This is a genomic window from Amycolatopsis sp. NPDC114505 (genome assembly GCF_055633615.1).
The window spans coordinates 377103-390900 of the sequence record NZ_JBVKDV010000004.1 but is presented as its reverse complement, the minus strand read 5'-3'; the positions used below and the strand labels follow the sequence as shown (position 1 = coordinate 390900).

Annotated in this window: 15 protein-coding genes; 5 read left to right on the top strand and 10 right to left on the bottom strand. The window is 71.0% G+C overall.

Going from position 1 to position 13798, the window contains the following annotated elements:
• Positions 1-23: 23 nt before the first annotated feature.
• A complete protein-coding gene (locus ACZ7OU_RS40060) occupies positions 24-992 on the bottom strand; it encodes a bile acid:sodium symporter family protein (RefSeq protein WP_470259280.1) in 969 nt (322 codons plus the stop codon).
• A 96-nt stretch (positions 993-1088) separates the two neighbouring features.
• Here ACZ7OU_RS40060 and ACZ7OU_RS40055 point away from each other — a divergent pair, with 96 nt between their 5' ends.
• Positions 1089-1922, top strand: coding sequence for a LysR family transcriptional regulator (locus ACZ7OU_RS40055; protein ID WP_470259279.1), 834 nt, complete (start codon positions 1089-1091; stop codon positions 1920-1922).
• Here ACZ7OU_RS40055 and ACZ7OU_RS40050 read toward each other — a convergent pair.
• The gene (locus ACZ7OU_RS40050) at positions 1919-2515 is read right to left on the bottom strand and encodes a sigma-70 family RNA polymerase sigma factor (protein ID WP_470246491.1); all 597 of its coding nucleotides are present in this window, start codon (positions 2513-2515) and stop codon (positions 1919-1921) included. The two genes, ACZ7OU_RS40055 and ACZ7OU_RS40050, sit on opposite strands and share 4 nt — an antisense overlap.
• A 146-nt stretch (positions 2516-2661) precedes the next feature.
• Complete coding sequence (locus tag ACZ7OU_RS40045; RefSeq protein WP_470246135.1) at positions 2662-3141, bottom strand: RNA polymerase sigma factor; 480 nt, start codon at positions 3139-3141, stop codon at positions 2662-2664.
• A 167-nt stretch (positions 3142-3308) separates the two neighbouring features.
• Here ACZ7OU_RS40045 and ACZ7OU_RS40040 point away from each other — a divergent pair, with 167 nt between their 5' ends.
• Positions 3309-3623: a hypothetical protein gene (locus ACZ7OU_RS40040; RefSeq protein WP_470259278.1), complete on the top strand. Its 315-nt coding sequence runs from the start codon at positions 3309-3311 to the stop codon at positions 3621-3623.
• Between the two features lie 193 nt (positions 3624-3816).
• Positions 3817-4080: a WhiB family transcriptional regulator gene (locus ACZ7OU_RS40035; RefSeq protein WP_470246137.1), complete on the top strand. Its 264-nt coding sequence runs from the start codon at positions 3817-3819 to the stop codon at positions 4078-4080.
• A 213-nt stretch (positions 4081-4293) separates the two neighbouring features.
• Here the strand turns inward: ACZ7OU_RS40035 and ACZ7OU_RS40030 are convergent, their stop codons facing one another.
• Positions 4294-5271, bottom strand: coding sequence for an RNA polymerase subunit sigma-70 (locus ACZ7OU_RS40030; RefSeq protein WP_470259277.1), 978 nt, complete (start codon positions 5269-5271; stop codon positions 4294-4296).
• Between the two features lie 497 nt (positions 5272-5768).
• On the opposite strand from ACZ7OU_RS40030, the gene ACZ7OU_RS40025 reads away from it, so the two are divergent.
• A complete protein-coding gene (locus ACZ7OU_RS40025) occupies positions 5769-6509 on the top strand; it encodes an SDR family NAD(P)-dependent oxidoreductase (protein ID WP_470259276.1) in 741 nt (246 codons plus the stop codon).
• Between the two features lie 198 nt (positions 6510-6707).
• Positions 6708-7898, top strand: coding sequence for an LCP family protein (locus ACZ7OU_RS40020; protein ID WP_470246140.1), 1191 nt, complete (start codon positions 6708-6710; stop codon positions 7896-7898).
• A 4-nt stretch (positions 7899-7902) separates the two neighbouring features.
• On the opposite strand, the gene ACZ7OU_RS40015 is transcribed toward ACZ7OU_RS40020, so the two are convergent.
• The 6 genes from ACZ7OU_RS40015 to ACZ7OU_RS39990 form a co-directional block, all read right to left on the bottom strand.
• Positions 7903-9093, bottom strand: coding sequence for an acyl-CoA dehydrogenase family protein (locus ACZ7OU_RS40015; protein ID WP_470259275.1), 1191 nt, complete (start codon positions 9091-9093; stop codon positions 7903-7905).
• A gap of 1 nt (position 9094) precedes the next feature.
• The gene (locus ACZ7OU_RS40010) at positions 9095-10000 is read right to left on the bottom strand and encodes a 3-hydroxyacyl-CoA dehydrogenase NAD-binding domain-containing protein (RefSeq protein ID WP_470259274.1); all 906 of its coding nucleotides are present in this window, start codon (positions 9998-10000) and stop codon (positions 9095-9097) included.
• The gene (locus ACZ7OU_RS40005) at positions 9997-10743 is read right to left on the bottom strand and encodes an acetoacetate decarboxylase (RefSeq protein ID WP_470259273.1); all 747 of its coding nucleotides are present in this window, start codon (positions 10741-10743) and stop codon (positions 9997-9999) included. Before ACZ7OU_RS40005 ends, ACZ7OU_RS40010 begins: the two co-directional genes overlap by 4 nt.
• A complete protein-coding gene (locus ACZ7OU_RS40000; protein WP_470259272.1) occupies positions 10740-11480 on the bottom strand; it encodes a crotonase/enoyl-CoA hydratase family protein in 741 nt (246 codons plus the stop codon). The genes ACZ7OU_RS40005 and ACZ7OU_RS40000 overlap by 4 nt, the downstream gene beginning before the upstream one ends.
• Before the next feature lie 13 nt (positions 11481-11493).
• On the bottom strand, positions 11494-12642 hold the full coding sequence (locus ACZ7OU_RS39995) for a CaiB/BaiF CoA transferase family protein (RefSeq protein ID WP_470259271.1): 1149 nt from the start codon (positions 12640-12642) through the stop codon (positions 11494-11496).
• Between the two features lie 112 nt (positions 12643-12754).
• On the bottom strand, positions 12755-13660 hold the full coding sequence (locus ACZ7OU_RS39990; protein ID WP_470259270.1) for a LysR family transcriptional regulator: 906 nt from the start codon (positions 13658-13660) through the stop codon (positions 12755-12757).
• Positions 13661-13798: the final 138 nt, after the last annotated feature.

Below are 13798 nucleotides of genomic sequence, written 5' to 3'. Positions count from 1 at the left end.
GCGCCGCCCGGAAAACTCATCGGTCAAGCCGGGACGAGCTCCGAAGACGCCGCGTACCGGCGGGCCAGCGTCGCGCACACGATCAGCTGGATCTGGTGGAACAGCATCAGCGGCAGCACGATCAGCCCCACCTGCGCGTGCCCGAACAGCACCGTCGCCATCGGCAACCCGCTCGCCAGGCTCTTCTTCGAGCCGCAGAACACGATCGTGATCCGGTCGGCGCGGGCGAAGCCCAGTACGCGGGCACCCCAGCCCGTCGCGCCCAGCACCGCCGCGAGCAGCACGCAGCACACGCCCAGGAGCACCAGCAGGTGGCCGACGTCGAGCCGGTGCCAGATGCCCTCGACCATGCCCGCGCTGAACGCCGTGTAGACGACCAGCAGGATCGACCCGCGGTCGAACAGCTTGAGCGGCGCGGAGTTGCGCGTGATCCAGGCGCCGATCCAGCGCCGCGCGAGCTGTCCGGCGACGAACGGCGCGAGCAGCTGCAGCACGATCCCGAGCACGGCCGACCCGTCGACGCCGGCGCCGTCTCCCGACAGCAGCAGCGCGACCAGCAGCGGCGTGAGCACGATCCCGGCCAGGTTGGACAGCGACGCGCTGCAGATCGCCGCCGCGACGTTGCCGCGGGCGATCGAGGTGAACGCGATCGACGACTGGACGGTCGAGGGCAGCACGGCCAGGAACAGCACTCCGGCGGCGAGCTGCGCCGGCAGCACCGACGGCGGCAGCAGGAACAGCGCCAGGCCGAGCAGCGGGAACAGGACGAACGTCGCGGCCAGCACGACCGCGTGCAGCCGCCAGTGCCGCAGCCCGTCGAGGGCCTCCGGCGTCGACAACCGGGCGCCGTAGAGGAAGAACAGCAAGCCGACGGCGATCGTGGTGGCGGTGCTGAAACCGTCGGCCACGACGCCGGAAGCGGGCAAGAGGGTGGCGACCCCGACGGTGGCGAGGATGGCGACGACGAACGGGTCGAGACGTAACCGGGACATGGATCTCCTTCCCCGACAATTCTCGGCGAGACCTCGCTCATTGTGAACCCCGATGACCGGACTGACTGTCATCGCGAATCACGATAAAGTGACCCTGTGCTGGACCCGCGCCTGTGCCGTTCGTTCCTCGCCGTCGCCGAGACGCGCAGCTTCACCGCGGCCGCGCGGCGGCTGGGGGTCGGCCAGCCCACGATCAGCCAGCACGTCCGCCGCCTCGAACGCGACTCGGGCGGGCTGCTCTTCGCCCGCGACACGCACACCGTCGAGCTCACCGCGCGCGGGCAGGCGATGCTGGGTTTCGCGCAGACGATCGTCGACACCGAAGAGCGCGCCGAGCGGCACTTCCGCGGGGCCGAGCTGCGCGGCCGCGTGCGGTTCGGCGTCTCGGAGGACTTCGCGCTCGGCGAGCTGCCGGAGATCCTGCACCGGCTGCGCGGCAGCCACCCGCTGGTCGACGTCGAGCTGACCGTCGAGCTTTCGGACGTCCTCGCGCAGCGGCTGCGCGCCGGTCAGCTGGACCTCGTGCTGGGCAAGCGCCGCCCGGGCGCCCACCACGGCCGGCTGCTCTGGCGAGAGCCCCTGGTCTGGATCGGCTCGGCGGCGACGGTGCTGGAGCCCGGCCGGCCGGTGCCGCTGGTGCAGTACCCGATGCCGTCGATCACGCGGCAGCTCGCGGTGGAGTGCCTCGAACGCGCCGGCCTGGAGTGGCGCGCAGCGTGCCAGACGTCGAGCCTCACCGGCCTGCGGGCCGCGGCGGCGGCCGGGCTGGGCGTCACCCTGCACGCGCGCAGCCTGGTGCCGGCCGACCTCGTCGAGCTCGACGGCCTCCCCGAGCCCGGCGAAATCGAGTTCATGCTGCTGGCCCGCGAATCGATGGAGGGCCCGGCGGCGGCGCTGGAGGAGTTCATCCTCGACCGCGTGCGGCGCTAGTCCTCTTCCCCTTTCAGCAATCGTCGGAGCCGGGCCAGCGCGCGGTGCTGGGCGACGCGGACGGCGCCGGGGGTCGAGCCCACCGCGGCGGCCGTCTCCTCCGCGGACAGCCCGACGACCACCCGCAGCACGACGATCTCCCGCTGCTTCGCGGGCAGCACGTCCAGCAGCCGTGCCAGCCGTTCGTTCAGCTCGAACCGCAGGGCGCGCTGCTCCGGGCCGTCCGCTTCGGACACGCCGTCGGGGACCTCCGGCACCGGGTCGGAGCGGTTGCGGGCCGCCGAGCGGTGCGCGTCGGCGACCTTGTGCTGGGCGATGCCGTAGACGAACGCGAGGAACGGGCGGCCCTGGTCGCGGTAGGAGGGCAACGCGGTCAGCACGGCCACGCACACCTCCTGGGCGACGTCGTCGGCCGAGGCGAACGAACGCTCGTGCCGGCCGACGCGGGCGCGGCAGTAGCGCACCACCAGCGGCCGGATGGTGGCGAGCAGACGGGCGGTCGCGGCGTGGTCGCCGCCGATCGCGTCGGCGACCGGCTCGTCGTGGCGCCGCCAGTGGGCGGGGAACGCCTCCGGGGGCTGCGCCGCGGCTATCTCACGGACGAGGGCGCGGCTGCGCACCCGGAGCAGGGTGCCCTCCACGTCGAGCCCGACGCGCAGCGAGTCGTGCAGCGCGGCGTTGGACTCCCGCAGCAGCTCGGTGATCGCGGGGTCCCCGTACTCGGTTGCCGGCATGGTGCTCACCCTTCCCTGTCCCGCTGGTCGCCGGGTCGAGCGGCCCGGTGGCGCCTGAGGCGTTCCCGCACGTGGCGGAGGTTGGAGCGGACGGTCGCGGGCGCGATGCGCAGCGCCGTCGCGATCTCTGTGGGCGTGAAGCCGTCGAGGGACCAGGCGAGGACCGTCCGCTGCTGGCCGGGGAGGGAGGCGAGCAGGTCGATGAGCCCCGCGTGCTGGTCGACCAGTGCGGCCAGCTTCTCGTCGTCCTGCGGGTCGGCCGCGCGGGTCCAGTCCGTGCGCGCGTCGTCGAGCAGCCGCCCGGCGACGCGGCGGACCCAGGCCCGCGGGTCTTCGAGGGTCGGCCACGCCTCGAGCGCGTGCAGCATCGCCTCGGTGGCGATGTCGCGGGCCAGCTCGGCCTCGAACCCGGCCTTGCACAGGAACGCCACGAGCGGGGGGAAGTCGGCGCGGAAGAACGCGTCGAAATCGTCGCCAGCGCACACGGACCCCTCACCACCCCTCGCCTCCACTGGAACAAGTGCGCTGAGGTGACCGCTACGTGTAACGATTCGATCAAGACTGCACAGGAGGAGTAATGGCCTGCTCCGGATGGTGACGGCCGGTGACGAATGGGTGCGGGTATCTCGGGTACCCGGGGCTCGATGACCCAGTGGACACGAGCCGGCGCCCGCCGCTCTCGATCCGGATCGAGGCGGCCTTCGCCGGCGGCGACCGGCAGACGCGGGCGCCGGGCCGCGAACGGCGGATTCCGGACGCCGGCCGGGCTCACGGCGAAGGTGCCGGGACCCGGACCCGCCGGGGCCGGGAAGGTGCGGCCGCGGCGGCCGGAGCCGGATCGGAAAGCCTTGCGGGGTGCGGAGAAGACCGCCCCGCCGGGCGGGCCGCGGAGCTCGTCGCCCTCGACGGGCGGGCGGCCCTCGCGCGGGTCGCGCCGGAGCGCGATCTCGCCGATCGGGTGACGTGATCGACATCGAGATCCCGGGAAGGAAGGCGTACTCTCATGTGTTGCAGTCTTGGTTGCCCGGAGGGTGAGCCGGGGACCGACGCCAAAACCCCCTTGACCCAGGCGGATACGCTCGCGCGTCCGCCGCGGTCAAGTCGGTTGACGCGTCACGACAATGGGAAACAGTAGAAGCTGAGGGAGGTGAACGAAGGAAATGGAAGCCACGATGACGGGCTGGGCGGACCTCGCGGCCTGCAAGGACGAGGACCCGGAACTGTTCTTCCCGATCTCCGCGATGGGCCCCGGTGCCCGGCAGACGGCGCAGGCCAAGGCCGTGTGCGCGCGCTGCCCGGTCCGCGGCGAATGCCTCGGCTACGCGCTCGACAACGGCCTGGACCACGGTGTTTTCGGCGGGACCACCGCCGAGGACCGACGCCGGTTGACGCGCACCGCGCCGCAGCGGCACCGAGCAGCTTGACCCGCCGCCGGTGACCTCTTCCCGGCGGCCAGGAAGCCGAACACCGAAATCGGAAGAATTTCATTCCGAGTGGTGTGCGCCCGGGCGGGTGATTCCCCGTGAATCACCCGCCCGGGCTTTTTCACGCCCGACCGGGGTGCGCGATGCACTACCGAATGCACGCGCCGGTCATCGGTGCGCGGTGACGGTTGTGGCGACCCGGGGTCATCGTGCTCACTCGTCGCGCCAGATCTCCGGCAGTCCCCACACCGCGGCCGGGACGGACTCGAACGCGGCCAGCTCCGTGACCAGGCCGTCCTCGATCGTCAGCAGCGACACCCCGAACCAGGTGTAGTCGGCCGCGCCCGGACGCCGGAGCCAGGTCGCCACCGCGGGCTGGCGGTTGGCGCGCGTCGCCCGCATCCGGAAGCGGCCGACGCAGTGCGGTGACGCGGGGTCGAGCGACAGCGACAACGCCCGGACGATCGCCGCGCCGCTGTCGAACCACAGCTCGTACGGCGGCATGACCGCGCGGGCGTCCGCGTGCAGCAGCCGGGCGACCGCTTGGGGGTCGCCCTGTTCGTAAGCCTCGATGAAACGCTTGAGCAGCGCGGTTTCCGCGGCCGTCGGATCGCCGGCCGTCCATTCGGTACGGTGCGCGGGCAGTCGCTCACGCAGGGTCGTCCGGGCGCGCTGCAGGGCGCTGTTCGCCGACGCGACGCTCGTCTCCAGCAGGTCCGCGGTCTCCTTGGCCGACCAGCCGAGGACGTCGCGCAGCACGAGCGCGGCCCGCTGCCGCGGCGGCAGGTACTGGACGGCCGCGAGGTAGGCGAGCTCGATGGTCTCCCGCTCGACGACGAGCGCGTCCGGCCCGGCCTCGTCGAGCAGCCGGTCCGGGACCGGCTCGAGCCATGGCAGATCGACGGCGGCGATGGGACCGTCGGGCTCCCCGGCGGGCCCGAGCTGATCGGGCAGCACCCGTCGCGGCCGCCGGGCGAGGACGTCGAGACAGGCGTTGGTCGCGATCCGGTACAGCCAGGTCCGCACACTGGCCCGGCCTTCGAACCGGTCGCGGGCCTTCCAAGCGCGCAGGAAGGTCTCCTGGGCGAGGTCTTCGGCATCGCTCAGCGAGCCGAGCATCCGGTAGCAGTGCACCTGGATCTCCCGCCGATGCCGCGCGACGACCGTCTCGAAATCCGGAGCGTGACCCACCCGGGCACGCTAGCGCAGTTCCCGCGCTCCGGGCCTCGGTTCCGCAGGCTGGCTGCCAGCCACCCGATTCGCGAGGTTCCGCCGGGCCGCTGGGGATCCCGGGTGCGAGCGACCGAGGTTCGGGCGCCGCGGCCCGGCAGGCGGGAGACCTTCCCGGGCGGGGTTCGCCCCGGCGCCGTGGACCCTCCGGGCCGAGACCGGCGGGGAGATTTCCCCGGGCCGAGGTCTGCCCCGGCCGAGACTGGCGAGAGATCTCCCGCGCGCGGGTCCGCCCTGGCGCCGTGGTCCCTCCGGGCCGAGACCGGCGGGGGATCTCCCGGGTAGGGGTCTGCCCCGGGCCGAGACCGGCGGGGAGATTTCCCCGGGCAGGGTCTGCCCCGGGCCGAGACCGGCGGGAGATCTCCCGCGCGTGGGTCCGTCCCGGCATCGTCACCCCCTCCGGCCCGAGACCGGCGGGTGCCCGCACCGCGGCCACCGCCGGCTGCGAGACTGCCCCCGTGAGCGGAACGGTGCTGGTACTCGGCGGACGCAGCGAGATCGGGCTGGCCGTGGCGGAACGCCTGGCCGGCGACCACGGGAAGGTCGTGCTGGCCGCCCGCCCAGGCGCGGACCTGACCGCCGCCACGACCACCCTCCGCGCGGCCGGCGCCGAGACCGTCGAGACGGCCGAGTTCGACGCCGACGACCTCGCCGCCCACCGTCCCTTCCTCGAGAAGGTCGCCGCCGAGCACGGGCCCCTGGACGTCGTCGTGCTCGCCTTCGGCATCCTCGGCGACCAGGCCCGCGCCGAAGCGGACGCCACCCACGCCGCCGCCATCGTCCACACCGACTACGTCGCCCAGGTCGGCGTCCTGACCCACGCCGCGAACCTGCTCCGCGCCCAGGGCCACGGCAGCCTCGTCGTGTTCTCGTCCGTCGCCGGGGTCCGCGTGCGGCGCGCCAACTACGTCTACGGCTCGGCGAAGGCCGGCCTCGACGGCTTCGCGAGCGGCCTCGCCGACGCACTGGTGGGCTCGGGTGTCCACCTCCTGCTCGTCCGCCCCGGCTTCGTCGTCGGGCGGATGACCGAGGGCATGAGCCCGGCGCCGTTCTCCAGCACGCCGGAGCAGGTGGCCGACGCGACCGTCGCCGCGCTGCGCAAGCGCCGCGGGGTCGTCTGGGTGCCCGGTGTGCTCCGTCCGGTCTTCTTCGGAATGCGCTTGCTGCCGCGCGCGGTCTGGCGCCGGCTGCCGCGCTAGCTGTGGCCACCGCCACAGCACGTTCTCGTGTGCGCGCCGGTACTTTCCGTCGCGAAATCGGCCGATCGGCTCGACTCAGCTCGGCCGATCGGGCAACGTCACGAGCTTTCAACAAGTTTCTCAGCTGATTCCCAGCTAACCCGGTGATCCTCGAAGGCGGGGTCGGAGGTTCACCACAGGGAAGCAAGGGGAAGTGTCGTGCTGCTGTCGTCCCGGGGGCGTCGCATCGGCGTGCGGGTCGCGCTCGGCGTCGTGTCGGCGCTCGTGCTCGGCGCCACCGGGTACGCCTGGTCGCAGCTGAGCAAACTCGACCACGGTCTCGTGACCGCCAACGTCATTTCGCCGTCGGGGCAGGTCGAGGACGAAGACACCATTCCCGGCGAACCGCTCAAGGTCGCGCAGAACGTCCTGCTCGTCGGGATCGACGCGCGCACCGACGCGTACGGCAACCCGTTGCCGCAGAACGTGCTCGACGCCCTCCACGCCGGCGGCGGCGACGACGGCGGTGACACCACCGACACGATGATCGTGGTCCACATCCCGGCCGGCGGTGCCGCGGCGACGGCGATCTCGATCCCGCGTGACTCCTATGTGGACATCGCGGGCGGGTACGGCAAGCACAAGATCAACTCGGCGTACAGCCGCGGCAAGAACGCCGCGATGGCCGGGCTGCGGTCCCAGGGCCTCTCCGGCGCGCAGCTGGAGATGGCGGCGAACGAGGCCGGCGCGAAGACCTCGATCCAGACGATCGAGAAGTTCACCGGGCTGACGATCAACCACTACGCGGCCATCAACCTCGCCGGCTTCGACGCGCTGTCGCAGGCCGTCGGCGGCGTCGAGGTCTGCCTCAAGGCGCCGGTGCACGACAAGTACTCCGGCGCGGACTTCCCGGCCGGGACGCAGACGCTGTCCGGGCCGCAGGCACTCGCGTTCGTCCGCCAGCGCCACGGCCTGACCAGCGACCTCGACCGGATCGCGCGGCAGCAGGCGTTCCTGTCCGGGATGGCGCAGAAGGTGCTCAGCGCGGGCACGTTCACCAACCCGGCGAAGCTGTCCGCGCTGGTCGACGCGGTGCAGGGGTCCGTGGTGCTGGACCGGGGCTGGGACGTGCTGAGCTTCGCGCAGCAGCTGCGGGGGATGAGCTCGGGGGCGATCGCGTTCGCCACGATCCCGGTGCAGAGCCTGTCGCTGGCCACGCCGTCCGACGGTGACGCGGTGAAGGTCGACCCGGCGCAGGTGCAGCAGTTCGTGCGCACCGCGATCAGCACACCCGCGGTCCAGGCCTCGGGCGACGACACGGCCGGCGGTGTGAAGCCGGTGGCCGCGACGCAGACGCCCGGTACCACGAAGCAGCCGGCGACCAGTGCGGCCGCCGGCTGCGTGAGCTGAGTGCTCAGACGAACGCGGACTGTCCCGTGATCGCCTTCCCGACGATCAGCGTGTTCATCTCGCGCGTGCCCTCGAACGAGTAGATCGCCTCGGCGTCGGCGAAGAACCGCGCGACGTCGTAGCCGAGCACGATCCCGTTGCCGCCGAAGATCTCCCGGCTCCAGGCGACGACCTCGCGCATCCGCGACGTGACGAACGCCTTGGCCAGCGACGAGTGCTCGTCCTTGAAGATCCCCGCGTCCTGCAGGCGGGCGAGCTGCACGAGCATGCCCCACGACGCGGTGATGTTGCCGAGGCTCTTCACGAGCAGGTCCTGCACCAGCTGGAACCGCGCGATCGGCCGGCCGAACTGCTTGCGCTCCTGTGCGTAGGCCAGCGCGGCTTCGTAGGCACCGATCGCCACGCCGAGCGCCTGCCACGCGACGCCGCCGCGGGTGGCGCGCAGGATCTCCGCGACGTCGCGGAAGGAGTCGATGCCCTGCAGGCGGTTCGCCTCCGGCACGCGGACGCCGGTCAGCGTGATCTCGGCGTTCTCGACGATCCGGAACGCGGTCTTGCCCTGGATCTTCTCCGGCACGAACCCCGGCGTGCCCTTCTCGACGACGAACCCCTTGACGTGGTTGTCGTCGACGTCGCGCGCCCACACCACGACGTAGTCGGCGAAGGTCGCGTTGCCGATCCACTTCTTGGCGCCGTCGAGGATCCAGGTGTCACCGTCCCGCTTGGCCGTGGTGCGCATGCCACCCGCGACGTCGGAGCCGCCGAGCGGTTCGGTCATCGCGAACGCGCCGATCTTGTCCATCGCCGCCATCTCCGGGAGCCAGCGGTCGCGCTGTTCCTGGCTGCCGCCACTGTAGATGGAGTACATCGCGAGTCCGTTGTGGACACCGAAGAACGTCGCGACGGACGCGTCGGTGCGGCTCATCTCCATCGCCATCATGCCGGTGAGCAGGTGGCTGACCGCGGGCTTGTGCTCGCCGTAGCCCTCGTACGGCAGACCGGCGAGACCGCTGTCGCGGAACATCCCGATGAGTTCCTTCGGAAAGGTGCCGGCTTCCCAGTTCTCGTTCACCAGCGGCTTGACGTCGTGCGTCATGAACTCGCGCGCCTTGACGAGCAGCTTGCGCTCGTCGTCGGGGAGCAGCGCCTCGAAGTCGTAGAAGTCGGCGGTCAGCTTGTCCTCGAGCGGTTCCATGTCAGTTCTCCTCCACTGCGGTCAACACTGCGAGCTGCTTGCGGTCGCGCGTCTCGGCGAGTTCCGAGTACGTGGAGGAGCCGTAAGCCTTTTCGACGGCTTCGATGAGCCGTTCCTGCTCTTCCGGGCTCTGGCTGGGGTTTCCCAGCCCGGCCCACATCTTCTTCATCGACTTGCCGATGTGTTCGGCCATGTGCCGGTAGCCGCCGGGGCCGCCACCGAGGTGCGAGCCGAGGAACGGCCCGACGGTCGCCCAGCGGATGCCGAGCGAGCTGGTGATCACCGCGTCCAGTTCGGACGGTGTCACGACGCCCTGCTCGACGAGGTAGATCGCCTCGCGGCTGAGAGCGTTCTGCAGCCGGTTGCCGACGAAGCCGGGGATCTCCTTGCGCTCCACGACCGGCGTCCGGCCGAGGGCGGTGTAGAACTCGACGGCGCTTCGCACGGACTCGTCGCTGGTCTGCTCACCGGGGACCACCTCGACGAGCGGGATCAGGTGCGGCGGGTTGAACGGGTGTCCGATGAGGACACGGCTGCCGTCGATCTCGCCGGTGAACGCCGTCGACGGGATGGCGCTCGACGAACTCAGCAGCAGCGCGTGCTTCGGGGCTTCCTCAACCAGCTTCGCGAACAGGTCCTTTTTGAACTCGACGTTCTCGGGACCGTTCTCCTGCACGACATCCGCGTCGCGCACGGCTTCGGTGACGTCGGCGGCGATGCTCACCCGGCTCGCCAGGTCCTCGGCGGTCGTCCCGAGGTGCGGGGCGAACTTCGCCAGCGCGTCGGCGACGGCGTCGGCGAGGTCGGGCCGGGGGTCGGTGACCCGGACGGTCAGGCTGTGGTGGGCGAACAGCGCCGTCCAGGACAGGCCGATGGTTCCGGCGCCGATGACTGCGGCGTTCTTCATGACCGCGCTCCCTTCAAGTAGTCGAAGACCGGCTTGACCGGGGCGAGCGTCAGGTCGGTGAGGATGTGGCTCGCGGAGACGACCTCCAGCACCGGCAGGTCGGCCAGCGGGGCCAGGACGTGCTGGAACAGCTGCAGCCGCGCGGGGCCGGTGTAGGCCTCCTTGACCACGACGTCGGTGATCTCGGTGCGGACCAGCTCCTGCACGCGCGGCGCGCCGTCGTAGCCCGGGATCGTCTTGAGCATGAACGTCGGGACCGTGATCTGGCGCTCGGCTTCGCGGACGTCCAGCTCGTGGTGCTTGTAGCCCATGGTCGCGGTCGCCACCCGGAGCGTCCCGTAGTCCAAGGTGCCCACGAGAACACCGTTGTCGGCGTAGAGGTCCGGGCGGCCGATGGTCTTCGGGTACGCGCTGACCTCGCGCCCGGACGCGGTCGCCGGGAAGTTGTCGAGGTACATCGCGTGCAGGTACTCGCCGCGTTCGCCGTCGAAGCTGACCTCGATCGCCTGGCCCGACTCGGTGTACGGGCCGTAGCCGGAGACGTCGCCCATCTTCATGACCTCGAAGCGCACCAACGGTTCTTCGATCTGAAGCGGCTCGGGGACGACAGCGCGCAGGGCGTCGGCGTCGGTGCGGTAGACGATGTTCAGGTACTCGCGGTTCGTGAACCTCGGGACCACGGGCGCGAACGCCGGGGCGGTCAGGGGAGTGGTCACGTGCTGCCGGACTTCTTCGATCTTCATTCGCCTGTCCACTTCGGAGCGCGGCGCTCGGCGAAGGCGGTCATGCCTTCGCGGACGTCTCGGGACTGCATCAGTTTCTTGACTTCCTCGCGCTGCACGGCTTTCGGATCCGCCGCGCGCACGATCTTCTTGACGGCGGCGAGCGCGAGGGGCGCGTTCTCCGCCAGCTTCTCGGCCAGCTGGAGCGCGACGGCGGCGGCGTCCCCGGCCGGCGTCACGCGGTTGACCAGGCCCAGCTCGCCGGCGCGACGGCCGGTGACGGGCTCGCCGGTCAGCAGGAACTCCATCGCCAGGTGGTGCGGGATCCGCTTCGGCAGCCGGAGCACGCCACCACCGGCGGCGATCAGGCCGCGCTTCACTTCCGGGAGGCCGAACTTGGCGTCTTCGGCGGCGACGATGAGGTCGCAGCCGAGCGCGAGTTCGAACCCGCCGCCCATCGCGAACCCTTCGACCGCCGCGATCAGTGGCTTGGCCAGCTCGGCCTCGGTGAGGCCGCCGAACCCGCGTCCCGGGATCTCCGGCGACTCGCCCTTCAACGCGGCCTTGAGGTCCATGCCGGCGCTGAAGGTGTTCTCGGCGCCGGTCAGGACGCCCGCTCGCAGCGTCGGATCGGCTTCCAGCTCGTCCAGTGCGGCGGCCAGCCCGGCCGCGACGGCGGCGTTGACCGCGTTGCGGGCCTGGGGCCGGTCGATCGTGATCAGCAGGGTGCTGCCGATCCGTTCGGTACGTACGTCCATCGTCTTGCTTCTTTCAGTTCAGTTCCGCGAGGACTTCGGCGGTGTCCTGGCCGGCCAGCGGGGCCAGGCGGCGGATCGAGCCGGGCGTCGCGGAGAACTTCACCGGGATGCCGACCGTGCGGATGGCGCCCTCGCTCGGGTGCTCGACGGTGTCGAGCAGGTGGCCGTCGCGGACGTACGGGTCCTCGTGGGCCCGGTCCAGCTCGAGCACCGGCGCCATCGGGATGCTGTGCTTCGCGCAGACCTCGGCCCACTCGTCGGTGGTCAGCGCCGGGGCGCAGGCCGCGATCTGCCCGGTCAGCCACTCGTTGTCGGCGCGGTCGATGGCCTCGCCGTTGACGCGCGGGTCCTCGGCCAGGTCCGGGCGCTCGGCGGCGGCGAAGAAGTCGCGGAAGTTCTTCGGGTTGTAGGGGATGACGCAGGCGAGGCCGTCCTTCGTGCGGACCGCGGCGTGGCCCTTCGTCATCGACAGCGCGAACCCGGTGGGACCCTCGGCCGGCTCGTAGGTGTGCCCGGCGAGGTGTTCGACCAGGTTGAACGCGAGCAGCGTGTCGGTCATCGGGATCTCGATCTGCTGGCCCTGGCCGGTCTTGTCGCGGTGCACCAGCGCGGCGAGCACGCTGTAGGCGATGGTCAGCGACGACACCTTGTCGCCGATGATCGTCGGCAGGTAGACCGGCTCGCCGAGCGCGCGGTTGGCGACGTCGACCAGGCCGGAGGAGGCCTGCACGGTCTCGTCGTAGGCGGCGTTGCCGGCGCGGTCGGAGTCGCCGCGGAAGCCCTGCGCGTGGGCGTAGACCAGGCGGGGGTTGCGCTCGGCGACGTCGGCGTAGTTCAGGCCGAGGCGGCTCAGCGCGCCGGGGCGCATGTTGGTGATCAGCACGTCGGCGGTGTCGATCAGCTTGAGGGCCTGCTCGCGCTCGGTCTCGTCCTTGAGGTTGAGGGCCACGCTGCGCTTGTTGCGGTTGACGTTCAGGTTCAGCGGGGTCATGCCCGGCGTGGTGCGGTACTGGCCCACCCGCACGGTGTCCGCGGGGGACTCGATCTTGATCACGTCGGCGCCGAGGTCGCCGAGGATCTGGGCCGCGTACGGGCCCATGACCACGGTCGAGAGGTCGATCACCCGAACGCCGTCGAGGGGGCCGGTGGTGATGTCCGTCATCATTTCGTCCTTTCGCGCTCTTCGCTCTACTTACGAACGTAGGCGCGAGCGGCGTGAAAGGGAATGATCATGATGCGCACAATGGTATGACCGTGGTGGTCATACCATTCTTTCAGGTGCTGATCGGGTCTTTGAAGACGTCTTTCGCGGCTTCGACGAGCTCACGCAGGTCGCCGTCGGTGCGATCGCGGCGCCAGAGCAGGCCGGTGTCCAGCTGGGGGCGGAAGTCGGTGAAGGGCAGGACGATGACGTTGTCGAGCCGGTAGCCGTGCATCGGGCTCTTGTCGTCCAGCATGGAAATGGAAAAGGCCTCGCCGCTGGAAATGATTTCGGACGTCCCGCCGTAACCGGTGTTGGTGAGGCGAATGCGTTTCTTGACGCCCAGTTCGGCCAATTGGTGGTCGAGCTGGTCGAAGTACGCCGGCGTGATTTCCCCAGGTGAGGCGACGTACGGGAATTCGGTCAGCTCGGCGAGGCTCACCGAGTCCCGCCCGGCGAAGAGATCGGCGGGCACGACGGCGCCGAGCCGTTCCGACATCACCGGCACCTGTTCCAGCGCGGGGTCGGTGACCGGCAGCCGGGCCAGCGTGAGGGCGAGCTTCCCCTCGTGCACACCCTGGACGAGGTCGGCGGTGGTCCCGGGCCAGCGCTTGAGCTCGTACCGGTCGCGAACGCGCCCGGCGAGGGCGTTGACGCGATCCCGAAGATCGGGGTGCACCCCGGCGGGCATGCCGAGGAAGACGGTGCTGCGCTGCGGCTCGGTCGCCTCCTTCAGCCGCCACGGGATGGCGCTCACTTGCTCGAGGACGTCCCGCGCGAGCGGCAGCAGCGCGTTCCCGGCGGCGGTGAGCGTGACGTGGTGGGTACTGCGATCGAAAAGCTGCTGCCCGAGTTCGTGCTCGAGGTCCTTGACCCGCTGGGAAAGCGGCGACGCGGCCATGTGCAGCTTCCGCGCGGCCGCGGAGAAGTTCAGTTCCTCGGCGACCGCGACGAAGTAGCGCAGGTGCAGCATCTCCATGCCCAAACCCTACGGCCCGCCCGTGATGCCCCTCCAATCACGCGTGATGCCCGCTCAATCACGCGTGATGCCCGGCCAATCACGTGTGATGCCCGGCTCCGCACACCGGGTGTTCGTGCGCCGCGGGGCATCGCGTGT